Source organism: Hydrogenophaga sp., from assembly GCF_030373225.1.
GTDB lineage: Bacteria > Pseudomonadota > Gammaproteobacteria > Burkholderiales > Burkholderiaceae_C > Hydrogenophaga.
Map to the genome: position 1 here is coordinate 111,097 of NZ_JAUCZG010000011.1, position 12,284 is coordinate 123,380.

The 12,284-nt window shown below is 66.4% G+C and carries 14 protein-coding genes; 4 read left to right on the forward strand and 10 right to left on the reverse strand.

The genetic code is table 11. The annotated features are described in order from the left end of the window. Positions 1–21: 21 nt before the first annotated feature. On the reverse strand, positions 22–1,137 hold the full coding sequence (gene moaA, locus QUV35_RS08530; RefSeq protein ID WP_300872679.1) for a GTP 3',8-cyclase MoaA: 1,116 nt from the start codon (positions 1,135–1,137) through the stop codon (positions 22–24). Between the two features lie 48 nt (positions 1,138–1,185). Continuing rightward, positions 1,186–2,007: a metal-dependent hydrolase gene (locus QUV35_RS08535; RefSeq protein ID WP_300872681.1), complete on the reverse strand. Its 822-nt coding sequence runs from the start codon at positions 2,005–2,007 to the stop codon at positions 1,186–1,188. A gap of 108 nt (positions 2,008–2,115) precedes the next feature. On the opposite strand from QUV35_RS08535, the gene QUV35_RS08540 reads away from it, so the two are divergent. Further along, on the forward strand, positions 2,116–2,751 hold the full coding sequence (locus QUV35_RS08540) for a TetR/AcrR family transcriptional regulator (RefSeq protein ID WP_300872683.1): 636 nt from the start codon (positions 2,116–2,118) through the stop codon (positions 2,749–2,751). A 15-nt stretch (positions 2,752–2,766) separates the two neighbouring features. Here QUV35_RS08540 and QUV35_RS08545 read toward each other — a convergent pair whose 3' ends face one another. Continuing rightward, the gene (locus tag QUV35_RS08545) at positions 2,767–4,830 is read right to left on the reverse strand and encodes a sodium-translocating pyrophosphatase (protein WP_300872685.1); all 2,064 of its coding nucleotides are present in this window, start codon (positions 4,828–4,830) and stop codon (positions 2,767–2,769) included. Positions 4,831–5,135: 305 nt separating this feature from the next. Here QUV35_RS08545 and ppa point away from each other — a divergent pair, with 305 nt between their 5' ends. After that, positions 5,136–5,672, forward strand: coding sequence for an inorganic diphosphatase (gene ppa, locus QUV35_RS08550; RefSeq protein WP_300872687.1), 537 nt, complete (start codon positions 5,136–5,138; stop codon positions 5,670–5,672). A gap of 12 nt (positions 5,673–5,684) precedes the next feature. Here ppa and QUV35_RS08555 read toward each other — a convergent pair whose 3' ends face one another. The 6 genes from QUV35_RS08555 to QUV35_RS08580 form a co-directional block, all read right to left on the reverse strand. Continuing rightward, positions 5,685–6,089 (reverse strand): polymer-forming cytoskeletal protein, encoded by a 405-nt coding sequence (locus QUV35_RS08555; RefSeq protein ID WP_300872689.1) that lies wholly within the window; start codon positions 6,087–6,089, stop codon positions 5,685–5,687. A 4-nt stretch (positions 6,090–6,093) separates the two neighbouring features. Next, a complete protein-coding gene (locus QUV35_RS08560; RefSeq protein ID WP_300872691.1) occupies positions 6,094–6,288 on the reverse strand; it encodes a hypothetical protein in 195 nt (64 codons plus the stop codon). Positions 6,289–6,350: 62 nt separating this feature from the next. Further along, a complete protein-coding gene (locus QUV35_RS08565) occupies positions 6,351–6,911 on the reverse strand; it encodes a polymer-forming cytoskeletal protein (protein ID WP_300872693.1) in 561 nt (186 codons plus the stop codon). Positions 6,912–6,951: 40 nt separating this feature from the next. Continuing rightward, the gene (locus tag QUV35_RS08570) at positions 6,952–7,392 is read right to left on the reverse strand and encodes a polymer-forming cytoskeletal protein (protein ID WP_300872695.1); all 441 of its coding nucleotides are present in this window, start codon (positions 7,390–7,392) and stop codon (positions 6,952–6,954) included. Then, positions 7,383–7,748, reverse strand: coding sequence for a hypothetical protein (locus QUV35_RS08575; RefSeq protein ID WP_300872697.1), 366 nt, complete (start codon positions 7,746–7,748; stop codon positions 7,383–7,385). Before QUV35_RS08575 ends, QUV35_RS08570 begins: the two co-directional genes overlap by 10 nt. A 39-nt stretch (positions 7,749–7,787) precedes the next feature. Continuing rightward, the gene (locus QUV35_RS08580; RefSeq protein WP_300872699.1) at positions 7,788–9,005 is read right to left on the reverse strand and encodes a GNAT family N-acetyltransferase; all 1,218 of its coding nucleotides are present in this window, start codon (positions 9,003–9,005) and stop codon (positions 7,788–7,790) included. Between the two features lie 56 nt (positions 9,006–9,061). Here QUV35_RS08580 and QUV35_RS08585 point away from each other — a divergent pair, with 56 nt between their 5' ends. Beyond that, complete coding sequence (locus QUV35_RS08585) at positions 9,062–10,756, forward strand: NAD+ synthase (protein ID WP_300872701.1); 1,695 nt, start codon at positions 9,062–9,064, stop codon at positions 10,754–10,756. Here QUV35_RS08585 and QUV35_RS08590 read toward each other — a convergent pair. Beyond that, positions 10,753–11,769: an asparaginase gene (locus tag QUV35_RS08590; protein ID WP_300872703.1), complete on the reverse strand. Its 1,017-nt coding sequence runs from the start codon at positions 11,767–11,769 to the stop codon at positions 10,753–10,755. The two genes, QUV35_RS08585 and QUV35_RS08590, sit on opposite strands and share 4 nt — an antisense overlap. 106 nt (positions 11,770–11,875) lie before the next feature. Here QUV35_RS08590 and QUV35_RS08595 point away from each other — a divergent pair, with 106 nt between their 5' ends. Next, positions 11,876–12,214 (forward strand): P-II family nitrogen regulator, encoded by a 339-nt coding sequence (locus QUV35_RS08595; protein WP_069046374.1) that lies wholly within the window; start codon positions 11,876–11,878, stop codon positions 12,212–12,214. Positions 12,215–12,284 lie beyond the last annotated feature (70 nt).

The following is a 12,284-nucleotide window of genomic DNA, read 5'->3' on the forward strand; positions in this document are numbered from 1 at the left end:
ACCGGCGCAGGGGTATTTCAATCAGCCGCCGATGTAGCTCATCTCGACTCTGCGGGTGCCGGTCGAGGCGTCGGGCGGAAGGCTGGCGCGCAGTTCTGAATACCGGTCGCTGCGTCCCTGCCAGATGGCCGCAATCGCACTGCCCAGCTCTGCGTCGGTGGCGCCGCCGCGAATGAGGGGGCGCAGGTCGTGGCCCTGGCTGGCGAACAGGCACAGGTAGAGCTGCCCTTCGGTGGACAGGCGGGCGCGGTTGCAGTCGCTGCAGAAGGCCTGCGTGACGCTGCTGATCACGCCGATTTCTCCCGAGCCGTCGGCATGGCCCCAGCGTTCGGCGGTCTCGCCCGGTGCGGACGCACCGAGCTGAACCAGAGGCAGTTCGGCGTGGATGCGCTGCACCACCTCGGCGCTGGGCAGCACTTCGTCCATGCGCCAGCCGTTGGTGGCGCCCACGTCCATGTATTCGATGAAGCGCAGCACGATGCCCGTGCCTTTGAAGTGGCGCGCCATCGGCAGGATCTGATGGTCGTTGGTGCCGCGCTTGACCACCATGTTGACCTTGATCGGCCCCAGGCCGGCGGCCTGCGCCGCTTCGATGCCCTCGAGCACATCGGCCACGGGGAAGTCGACGTCGTTCATGGCGCGAAAGACGCTGTCGTCCAGACCGTCCAGGCTCACCGTCACGCGCTGCAGACCCGCGGCCTTGAGCGAGGCGGCCTTGCGCTTGAGCAGCGAGCCGTTGGTGGTCAGCGTGATGTCGAGCGGCCGGCCTTCGGTGGTGCGCAGCGCCGCCAGTTGTTCGATCAGGATTTCCAGGTTCTTGCGCAGCAGCGGCTCGCCGCCCGTGAGGCGGATCTTCTGCACGCCGTGGGCCACGAACTGCGTGGCCACGCGAGTGATCTCCTCGAAAGTGAGCAGCGAGCTGTGCGGCAGGTAGGCGTAGTCCTTGTCGAAGATTTCCTTCGGCATGCAATAGCTGCAGCGGAAATTGCAGCGGTCGGTCACGCTGATGCGCAGGTCGCGCAGCGGGCGACCGAGCGCGTCGCCCAACAGGCCGGTGGGCGCCACCAGGGCGGTGGGGACGCGTGCCACGGTGTTGACGAGGCGCTGATCGATCAGGGGGATGACACGTTCGGACATGGGGCCATTATCGATGACACCCCATGGGGTGGCGACACGGCGGCGCGCTCAACCCGCCCCGACGCGCGTGTACTGGTCAGCGTTGTTGCTCAGCCAGTGGCTGGAGAGATCGCTCGATTGCTGGTTGGGGTGGAAATCGGGGCGGAAATAGGCGCGCCAGGGTCGGAAGCTGGTGCTGAGCAAACCTTCGCGGCCGAGCAAATGGCGCGCCGCGCTGCGCCAGGTGGACCAGCGCCACAGCGTGCCGTCCCTGTGCAGGTTCAGGACGGTCTGGCGCAGCGCGTCGGTGAGGAAGAACACGGTGACGCGGCGCATCCATTTCACGCGCCAGGCATGGCTGCCCCCGAGCGCCTGGTAGAGGTCGAAGGCGGTGCATTTGTGTTCCGACTCCTCGGCGCTGTGCCACAGCCACAGGTTCTTCAGCCGCGGCTCGGTGTGCTCGAACACCTCGGGGTGGGAGAGCATCCATTCGGCGAACAGGGCAGTGAAATGCTCGTTGGCCGCGGTGATCGCCAGGTGATGGCGCGGGTCGGCGCCGGCCAGGATCTTCATGCGCTCCTCGATGCGGGGCCCCCAGGTGTTCACCAGGCCGTGCCGCTCGATCTGTGCATTGAACAAACCATGGATGCGCCGGTGCGTGGCCTCCTGGCCCACGAAGCCCTGCACCTCGGCCTGCCACGCCACCTGCTGCTCGGGCGGCAGGCCACGGGCGCCGTGGCGCACCGAATCGAGAAAGAACTGCTCGCCCACCGGGAAGCTCATCGACAGGGCGTTGAACCAGGCGGTGAGAAAGGCATCGTCGGCACACCAGTGGCGTGCCACGGGTTGGTCCAGATCGATCAGCAGGCGGCGAACGGTGAGGGTGGTCATGGCGTGGCGCAGAAGTGGGTGGGTGGCTGGTACGTTGACGTACCACAGCTTCGAATCGTGCGCCGCAACGAGCTGCCTGTCAAGGCGCTGCACCTAAGATGCGGGTTCATGAAACCCAAGAACACCTTGTCCGCCGAGGCGGTCCCGAACGAGCACCGCGCACGCTTGCTGCAGGCGATGGCGCAGGTGGCGTCCGAACAGGGCCTGGCGGCCACGTCCATTGCCGCGGTGGTGGCCGAAGCGGGTGTGTCCAAGCGCACCTTCTACGAGCACTTCGCCGACAAGGACGCATGTTTCCTCGAGCTGTACCGGGCGGCCAGTGCGTCGGCCCTGCGCACGCTGCGTGGCGCGGTGCAGCCCGAGAGGCCCTGGCAGGACCAGGTCGAGCAGGCGCTGGGCGCCTACCTGGCGCACCTGGCGGCGGGACCGCAATTGATCCGCCTGCTGTTCGTCGAGATCCACCACCTCGGCGCGCCGGGGGCGGCCGTGCGCCGCGAGGTGATGCAGCAGCTCGCCGACTACATGCTGGAGACCCTCAACGCGCAGGACGAGGTGCTCACGCCCACCATGGCGGTGGCGGCGGTGGGCGGGATCCACGAACTCGTGTTGCAGGCCATCGAACGTGGCGAAGCGGCGCAACTGCAGCGGCTCACGCCGAGCGTGGCTGCGGTGGTGCGCCAGCTTGCGGGTGCCGGGGCCGAGCCTGTCAGAACGAAAAACGGCCCGCCGAAGCGGGCCGTTTGAGGTGTCAGCGAAGGCTCAGGCCGCCATCGGCAGCAGCGGGACGATCAGCAGCGCGACGATGTTGATGATCTTGATCAGCGGGTTCACGGCCGGGCCGGCGGTGTCCTTGTAAGGGTCACCCACGGTGTCGCCGGTCACGGCGGCCTTGTGCGCATCGCTGCCCTTGCCACCGTGGTGGCCGTCCTCGATGTATTTCTTGGCGTTGTCCCAGGCGCCGCCACCGGTGCACATGGAGATGGCGACAAACAGGCCGGTGACGATGGTGCCCATGAGCAGGCCACCCAGCGCCTTGGGACCAAGGAACACGCCCACCAGGATCGGCACCACCACCGGCAGCAGCGACGGGATCACCATTTCCTTGATGGCCGCCGTGGTCAACATGTCCACCGCACGGCCGTACTCGGGCTTGGCCGTGCCTTCCATGATGCCGGGGATCTCCTTGAACTGGCGACGCACCTCGACCACCACCGCACCGGCCGCGCGGCCCACGGCCTCCATGGCCATGGCACCGAACAGGTAGGGGATCATGCCGCCGATGAACAGCCCGATGATGACCATCGGGTCGCTCAGGTCGAAAGTGATCTGGTGGCCGTAGGTTTCCAGCTTGTGGGTGTAGTCGGCAAAGAGCACCAGCGCGGCCAGACCGGCCGAGCCGATGGCGTAGCCCTTGGTCACCGCCTTGGTGGTGTTGCCCACGGCATCCAGCGGGTCGGTCACGTCGCGCACGCTGCTGGGCAGTTCGGCCATCTCGGCGATGCCACCGGCGTTGTCGGTGATTGGACCGTAGGCGTCCAGGGCCACCACGATGCCGGCCATGCTGAGCATGGCGGTGGCGGCGGTGGCAATGCCGTAGAGGCCGGCGAGCTGGTAGGAGGCCAGGATGCCCACGCAGACGAACAGCACGGGCCAGGCGGTGGAGCGCATGGAGACACCCAGACCGGCAATGATGTTGGTGCCGTGGCCGGTGGTGGAGGCCTGCGCGATGTGCTTCACAGGCGAGTACTGCGTGCCGGTGTAGAACTCGGTGATCCAGACCAGCGCAGCGGTGAGCAACAGGCCCACGGCGCAGGCGCCCCACAGGCGCAGCTGGCTGCCGGTGGCGGTGATGGCGTTGTCCGGCATGATCCAGGCCGTGACGAACCAGAAGGCGATCAGCGACAGCACGCCGGCGATCGCCAGGCCCTTGTAGAGCGCCGGCATCACGTTCTTCATGCCCGGGCTGGCCTTGACGAAGAAGCAGCCGATGATCGACGCAATGATGGACACGCCGCCCAGCACCAGCGGGTACAGCACGGCCTGCATGGGCGCGGCCGCCACCATGAGCGCACCGAGCACCATGGTCGCGATCAGCGTCACCGCGTAGGTCTCGAACAGGTCGGCCGCCATGCCGGCGCAGTCGCCCACGTTGTCGCCCACGTTGTCGGCGATCACCGCCGGGTTGCGCGGGTCGTCTTCCGGGATGCCGGCCTCGACCTTGCCCACCAGGTCGGCGCCCACGTCGGCACCCTTGGTGAAGATGCCGCCGCCCAGGCGCGCAAAGATCGAGATCAGCGAGGAACCAAAGGCAAAGCCGATCAGCGGGTTGAGCAGCTTGGCCAGGTTCTTGTCGGGCGTCAGGTTGCCGTTGCCCACCAGGAACCAGAAGAAGCCGGCCACACCCAGCAGCCCCAGCCCGACCACCAGCATGCCGGTGATGGCACCGCCGCGAAAGGCCACGTCAAGCGCCGGGCCGATGCCCTTGGTGGCGGCCTGCGCGGTTCGCACGTTGGCGCGCACCGAGATGTTCATGCCGATGAAGCCGCAGGCACCCGAGAGCACCGCGCCCAGCACGAAGCCGATGGCACTTTGCCCATCCAGGAAGACACCGATCAGGATGGCCAGCACGACACCCACCACCGCAATCGTCTTGTATTGCCGGGCCAGATAGGCCGCGGCGCCGGTCTGAATGGCGCCGGCGATTTCCTGCATGCGGGCGTTGCCCGCGTCTTGAGAAAGAATCCAGCTGCGGGACCAGAAACCGTACGCCACGGCCACCAGTCCACAGACCAACGCAAAAATCAGCGCAGATTGACCAACCATTGAATCGCTCCTCATTGTTTCGACTTGGAAGGGGCAACGCCTCCGGGTTCCCCCCGCTGCGTTGCTTCCTCGCTGCCGGTTGCGCTGCATTGCACAGCGTTGAAACAGGGCGATTGGCCAACACGGCGAATTTAGCGGCAATTCAGGGCGCGCAAGTGAAACCGGGCATGGAAGTCAGCTTCGAATCAGTAAAATCAGGGTAAATCCTAGGCGTGCGCACCACATGAGACACGCCGCCTGCCTCTCCAGAAGGCAGCAGGCCTGCCCCGGCTGCTTCAGTTTTCAACCAACCTCCCACCATCAACATGTCCCTCGACAACGTCACCGCTGGCAAGAACGTGCCCGAATGCTTCAACGTGATCATCGAAATCCCGATGAACGCCGATCCGATCAAGTACGAGGTGGACAAGGAAACCGGCGCGATCTTCGTCGACCGTTTCATGAGCACGGCCATGCACTACCCCACCAACTACGGCTACGTGCCCCGCACCATCTCCGGTGACGGTGATCCGGTGGACGTGCTGGTGATCACGCCGGTGCCGCTGATCCCCGGTGTGGTGGTGCCCTGCCGCGCGATCGGCATCCTCAAGATGCAGGACGAGGCCGGTGAAGACGGCAAGGTGCTGGCGGTGCCGATCGACAAGATCCTGTCGATCTACACCCAGTGGCAGAAGCCGGAAGACCTGAACCCGATGCGGCTGAACACCATCCAGCACTTCTTCGAGCACTACAAGGACCTGGAGCCGGGCAAGTGGGTCAAGGTCATCGGCTGGGAAGGCAAGGACGCTGCCCACAAGGAGATCCTTGACGGCATGGCGGCCTACGAGGCGCAAAAGGCCTGAGGGACGGCCCGGTCAGTTCGCGGCGGCGTCGATGTCGCCGCGGTATTCGATCTTGCCGCGCACCCGGGCCCTGGGGTGCATGTCGATCAGCTCGTCGTAGCTCGCATCGCCCAGCAGGGTGGCAGAGCCGGCAATCTCCAGCGCCTTGCGCGCAATCACGGTGCCGGTCACCTTGCCTTCAATGAACACATGGTCGGCCTCGAGCCGGGTGTTTTCGACCACGCCGGTGGCGCCCACGTGCAGCGTGCCGCCGGTCTCGAACGTGATGTTGCCCTTGAGAACGCCGTCGATCTTGATGCCCTGGTCACGGCTGGCGTGAAAGTGCCCTTCGAACACCGACCCTTCGGCGATCAGGCTGGTGATGGCACTCAGGCGTTCGGCGGGCACCAGGCGGGTGGTGGTGGGTTGTTCGCTCATGGAATCAGTTCTCCAGGGTGTGCGCAAGCGCGATGATGACAACCGCCGTGACCGTGCCGGCCAACAGCAGCAGAGGCAAACCGTAGCGCAGCAAGGCCCACACGGCCCAGCGCCACCAGCGGCGTCGCCGGCCCACCCGGTGATCGCGCCGCCAGCTCGAGCGAAGCGCCGCCTGGCGCAAGGTCTCGCTGTCGGGCACGGCGCGAGGTGGGGATGGGCGCTCGGGAGGCACGCAGACTGTGCACGTGGCGGGTCGGCCGCTCAGTGCTGCTGGCCGGACGATCCGTCCGGCGGATTCGCCCGCTCCAGCGTGGCGTTGAGATCGGCGCCGTTGACCTGGATGCGGCCGTACCGGACAAGACCCTGGACACGCGCCGTGTCGTGCAGCGAGACCTCGCCCTGTCCGGCATCGAGAATGCCGTTGGTCTGACCCATCACGGAAATCTTCTGTGCGGTGATGTCGCCCTTGACGCGGCCGGTTTCCGTGACCACCACCGACACCTCGGCGCCCTGGTCCTGCAGCAGGTTGCCCTCGAGCAGGCCGGCGATGCTGCACGGGCCGCGCAAGACGGCGTTGCCGACGAAATGCATGCCGTCGGCCAGCATGCTGCGCCCGGGCAGGCCTTCGGCTTGGTGGCTCGTCTCCACCGATACGTTCAAGGGCTGCAGCACCGGAATGGAGGCCGATTGCAGCGGTGGCAAGGCGTTGCCCACCGGGACTTCCAGGGACGTCGCGATCGCAGGTGGGTTCTCGCCAGCTGCGACGGTGTCGTCGGGCGGATTCACCCAGGATGGGTTGCCTTGATCGGCGTATGTGTTCATCGATTTTTCCTGGTGGGCGTGGTGCTGTCGGCGCCGTCGTTCAGCCGCGGTCTGCCAGCACGTCGTTGAGCACCGGCAGGTTGTCCCCGAGTTTGAGGGTCTTGAACGGGCCTTGCAAGTTGGCACCGTCGTAAAGCTGGAGTCGACGCGCCATCAGCGAACCGGTGGACACGCCGGTTCGGGAAACATAGGCCATGCCCTGGCATTCCAGGCTGGTCTCGACCGCGCTGGCGCCCTCGGCCCCGAGGTGACCAAACAGGTACAGGTCGCCCAGCACGCGGATGCGGCCACGCACGACCCCACCGGTCCAGATGATCAGGGGGCCGTTGACACGGATGTGGCCGGAAACCTCTCCCTGCACCAGCAGGCCGCCGTTGAACTCCAGCTCGCCGTGGAGCTTTCCGCCCACCGCCACGCGGTTGACGACGTTCATCGCCACCGGGTCGATGGTCAAGGTGTCCTGTGGTGTCTTCAGTTCCATGGCCAGCCCATTGTCCAGCCCGCAGGCATCCAGCCGGTGGCGGGCAGCTGCATGAGCCCCCAGAACAGCGCACTGCCCAGCACCATCAGCAGACCGGACACCGCAATGAGCAAGGCATGGCGTTCGAGCCAGCGGCGCAGGCGTTTGGGGCGGCGTCGGGGCGTGCCGGCCGGCAGGTCGAGGTGGTCCAGCAAGGCCCAGCTGCGCCAGCCTTCACTCAGGCCCGCCCGGCCGTCGGCGAGCGACACCTCCAGTCCCTGGGTCGACACACTGGCCGGCGCCTGGCGGCGCCCGAGCAGCACCGAGAAAGGCGCGCCGACGATGGTGTGCGTGAAGAAGGCGTCGGTTTCGTCCATGCGAGCGAGTTTAGCGAAGCGACTTGCCGGACAGGCCAGTCACAGCTCGGTCACCGGCGGGGCTGGCGCGCGCACCGCAAGACCCGGCTTGAGCGGGTTGCGTCCGGCCAGGTGGTCCATGTACTGCCCGATGCCCTGTCCCTCGCGCTCCAGGAAACGCTCGACGGCCTCTGCAAACGAAGGATGGGCCAGCCAGTGCGCGCTGGTGGTCCTGACCGGGAGCAGGGCGCGCGCCATCTTGTGTTCACCCTGGGCGCCACCCTCGAAACGCCGAAAGTTGTGCTCGATGCACCAGGCCAGCGGAGCGTAGTAACAGGCCTCGAAATGCAGGCAGTCCACGCGTTCGAGCGCGCCCCAGTAACGCCCATAGGCCACGCGGGCGGTCTCGTCGATGCCGATCAGGCTGCAGGCGATGGCGCGCCCCTCGCGCTCGGCGACGAACAGCAGCCAGTGCTGCGGCAGGGTCTGCGCCATGCGACGGAAAAAGTCGCGGTTGAGGTAGGGTGCATTGCCGTGTTCGAGGTAGGTGCGTTCGTAGCAGCGGTAGAAGAAGTCCCAGTCCGACCCGGTGATGTCGGCCCCGCGAGACCAGCGAAACGTCACACCGGCGTCGGTGACCTTGCGTCGCTCCTGGCGAATCTTCTTGCGCTTTTCCTGTTGCAGGCTGGAGAGGAAATGCTCGAAGCTGGTGAACGATGACGACAGGCCTGCTGCGCCGGGCGCCTCGTTTTTCCAATGGAACTGGACCGTGTGGCGCAGCATCATGCCGGCCTCTTCGCAGGCAGCGACATCTGCGGGCTGGGCGAACAGGAGGTGCACCGACGACAGGTCCTCGTTGCGCACATGCTGGATCAGGGCCTTGACCAGGGCGGCGCGGGCCGAGGCATTGCGGGCCAGCAGTCGCGCGCCGGGCACCGGCGTGAACGGCACCGCCACGAGCGCCTTGGGGTAGTAGTCCAGCCCATGCTGCGCATAGGCGTTGGCCCAGGCCCAGTCGAACACGTATTCGCCGTACGAGTTGTTCTTCAGGTACATCGGGCAGGCGGCCTGCAGTTCGCCTGCGCGCCAGAGCGTGACGAACTGTGCCTGCCACCCCGCGCGGGGCCGCGCGCTGCCGCTTTCGTGCAGGGCCACCAGGTATTCGTGGCGCATGAACGGACTGGGATCGGGTTCAAGGGCCAGCAGGGCATTCCATGCGGACTCTTCGATCTGCGCCGGGGACGAAAAGACCCGGGTGACATAATCAAATTCACTCACCTGCGGCTCCGGTGCACAGCGAGCGCAAAGCCCATTTCACAACGTTTTCAGACCCCATGACTCTTTCCATTTGCGTGGCCCAGCTCAACTTCGTGGTGGGCGACATGGCGGGCAACGCCCGGAAGATGATCGAAGCCGCAGAGACGGCCCACGCCCGCGGCGTGAACCTGCTGCTCACCCCCGAACTCGCCCTGTGCGGTTATGCCGCCGAAGACCTGTACCTGCGCCCGGCCTTCATCGACGCCTGTGATGATGCCCTCAAAACCGTGGCCAGCGGCACCGCACACCTCAAAGGCCTGCACATCGTGGTGGGACACCCGGCCAGGCCCGCCGTGGCCCCGGGGCAGCGGCGCGAACGCAGTGTGTCGGTGGCCCACCTGCACAACGCCGCCAGCGTGTTGCATGCCGGCGCCGTGACCCACACCTGCGCCAAGCGCGAGCTGCCCAACTACCAGGTGTTCGACGAGCGCCGCTACTTTGTGCCGGGCACCGAGACCTGCGTGTTCGATGTGGCTGGCAGCGATGGCCAAGCGGTTCGTGTGGGCCTGCTGATCTGCGAAGACGCCTGGTTCGACGCGCCGGCGGCGGACGCGAAGGCGGCCGGCGCCCAGTTGCTGGCGGTCATCAATGCGTCACCTTTCCATGCCGGCAAGGGTGGCGATCGCGAGGCCGCCATGCGTGTGCGCTGCCTGGCCACCGGTCTGCCACTGGTGTACGCCCACCTCGTGGGTGGGCAGGACGAGATTGTTTTTGAAGGACGAAGCTTCGTGCTCGCGGCCGATGGTTCCCTGGCCGGGCGCGCGGTGAGTTTTGAAGAGACCCTGTTCGACGCGGCCTTCACGCGCGAGGCATCCGGCTGGCAGATCACAGCCGAGGTGGACCGCGCCCACAGCACCGAGGCCGACCTGTGGCATGCACTGGTGCTGGGCGTGCGCGACTACATCGGCAAGAACGGTTTTCCGGGCGCGATCCTGGGCCTGTCGGGCGGCATCGACTCGGCGCTCGTGCTGGCGATCGCGGTCGATGCGCTGGGCCGGGACCGGGTGCGCGCGGTCATGATGCCTTCGCCCTACACGGCCGACATTTCGTGGATCGACGCGCGCGACATGGCTGCGCGCCTGGGCGTGCGTTACGACGAAATCGGCATCGCGCCGCCGTTCGAGGCCTTCAAGGCCTGCCTGGCCAGCGACTTCGCCGGCCTGCCCGAGGACACGACCGAAGAAAACCTGCAGGCGCGCATCCGCGGAACGCTGCTGATGGCGCTGTCCAACAAGTTCGGCAGCATCGTGCTGACCACCGGCAACAAGAGCGAGATGGCCACCGGCTATTGCACGCTCTACGGCGACATGGCCGGTGGTTTTGCGGTGATCAAGGACGTGGTCAAGACCATGGTCTTCCAGCTCGCCCGCTGGCGCAACGCCCACGACCCCTACGGCACCGGTGTGCAGCCGATTCCGGAACGCATCATCGTTCGCCCGCCGAGTGCCGAACTGCGCCCGGACCAGAAGGACCAGGACAGCCTGCCCGAATACCCGGTGCTCGACGCGATCATCGAGCGCTACATGGAAAACGACCAGAGCCCGGACAGCATCGTGGCGGCCGGCTTCGAGCGCGCCGACGTGGACAAGGTGGTGCGGCTGATCCGGATCAACGAGTACAAGCGCCGTCAAGCGGCGGTGGGCATTCGCGTGACCCACCGCAGTTTCGGCAAGGACTGGCGCTACCCGATCACCAGCAAATACCGGGCTTAGGCGGAACGCAGTTCCAGCACAGCACGCATCTCGCCGACCTCGATGCCGGCGGCGTTTTTCAACGGCGGCGGGATGAGGCTGGCCAAGGCGGCGCGGCTTTCGTCATCGAGCCAGCCCAGTTGCTCCAGGGCCGACACAAACGCCACCATCAAGGGCGGCAGCAGCCCGTCGCTGACCTTGGCTGCAATGCCGATGCCGCGGCTGAAGCTGGCCAGTGCCTGCACGCCGTCGGCCCCCACCTTGCTCACCCAGTCGCCGCGCCCGGCGCGCATCAAAACAAGGTCGTTGCGACCCTGGCCGCTGACCAGCTCCGGGTGCTGGCTCATGGCGCGAGCGATGCGCCTGGGTCCATTGCCGTACACCGGGTCGGGTGTGGGCAGTGTCAGCCGGGCAAACGCGTGGGCCAGTGAGCGCAGGGGCAAGGCGACGTTCGGTGCACTGCAGCCATCGGTGCCGCGCACAAGCTGGCTCATCGGCACCCCCGAGAAGTGGCTCACGCTGCGGCTGATTTCCAGTTGCACCGCATGCCCCACGTCGAGATACCCGCCCTGCGGCGCGCCCAGCGCGTGCGCCAGCAGCAGCATGCCCGTGTGCTTGCCGGAGCAGTTGTGGTGCAGGCGGTTGAACCGGGCGCCGGGCTCGGGTGCTGCGCCAGTGGCCCCGAAGAAGAAGGGCACGTGGGTGCCGCAGGCCAGACTGGATTCGCCGGCACCGATCCGGCCCAGCAGCGCGGCGACGCGCTCCACATGCATGGGTTCTCCGTTGTGGCTGGCGCACAGCAGGGCGACGTCGGCATCGCTCAGGCCATAGCGGTCGGCATGTGCCATGAGCGGCATGGCCTGAAAGGGTTTGAGCGACGAGCGGGTGAACAGCGGTGAGTCCACATCGCCCACGCTGGCCAGCAACTCGCCCTGCGCGTTGACCACCGCCAGCGAGCCGTGGTGGAGGTTTTCCGGATGACCACCCCGAAAGGCGACGGTGATGGGAACGTGGCGGGGCAGGACGTGGGTCATGGTGTTCAGTGGGTGGGGTTGACGGCCCAGTGTAAGAACCTGGGCGAGGGCCTTGGGCATAATGAATCGACGACCCCTTCACCCAAGACACGCCTGGAGACATTGCATGAAACAGATCACCGCCGTCATCAAACCGTTCAAGCTCGAAGAGGTGCGCGAGGCCCTGGCCGAGCAGGGGGTGACCGGCCTGACCGTCACCGAGGTCAAGGGTTTCGGGCGGCAGAAGGGTCACACCGAGCTCTACCGCGGCGCGGAGTATGTGGTGGATTTCCTGCCCAAGGTGAAGGTCGAGGTGGTGGTGAAGACCGACGACGTCGAGCGCTGCGTCGACGCCATCATTCGCGCGGCCCGCACAGGCAAGATCGGCGACGGCAAGATTTTCGTGACCTCGGTCGAGCGGGTGGTGCGCATCCGCACCGGTGAAGAAGACGAAACGGCCGTCTGAAGGCGGCCCCGGCCTCTAGTGTCCTGTCCCGCTGATACGTGAGCAAAGTCGGTGCAACTTTTCAAGAATC

Coding starts and splice junctions, on each gene's coding strand:
- moaA (WP_300872679.1), bottom strand. CDS start 1,137: ATGTCCGAACGTGTCATCCCCCTGATCGATCAGCGCCTCGTCAACACC.
- QUV35_RS08535 (WP_300872681.1), bottom strand. CDS start 2,007: ATGACCACCCTCACCGTTCGCCGCCTGCTGATCGATCTGGACCAACCC.
- QUV35_RS08540 (WP_300872683.1), top strand. CDS start 2,116: ATGAAACCCAAGAACACCTTGTCCGCCGAGGCGGTCCCGAACGAGCAC.
- QUV35_RS08545 (WP_300872685.1), bottom strand. CDS start 4,830: ATGGTTGGTCAATCTGCGCTGATTTTTGCGTTGGTCTGTGGACTGGTG.
- ppa (WP_300872687.1), top strand. CDS start 5,136: ATGTCCCTCGACAACGTCACCGCTGGCAAGAACGTGCCCGAATGCTTC.
- QUV35_RS08555 (WP_300872689.1), bottom strand. CDS start 6,089: ATGAGCGAACAACCCACCACCACCCGCCTGGTGCCCGCCGAACGCCTG.
- QUV35_RS08565 (WP_300872693.1), bottom strand. CDS start 6,911: ATGAACACATACGCCGATCAAGGCAACCCATCCTGGGTGAATCCGCCC.
- QUV35_RS08570 (WP_300872695.1), bottom strand. CDS start 7,392: ATGGAACTGAAGACACCACAGGACACCTTGACCATCGACCCGGTGGCG.
- QUV35_RS08575 (WP_300872697.1), bottom strand. CDS start 7,748: ATGGACGAAACCGACGCCTTCTTCACGCACACCATCGTCGGCGCGCCT.
- QUV35_RS08585 (WP_300872701.1), top strand. CDS start 9,062: ATGACTCTTTCCATTTGCGTGGCCCAGCTCAACTTCGTGGTGGGCGAC.
- QUV35_RS08590 (WP_300872703.1), bottom strand. CDS start 11,769: ATGACCCACGTCCTGCCCCGCCACGTTCCCATCACCGTCGCCTTTCGG.
- QUV35_RS08595 (WP_069046374.1), top strand. CDS start 11,876: ATGAAACAGATCACCGCCGTCATCAAACCGTTCAAGCTCGAAGAGGTG.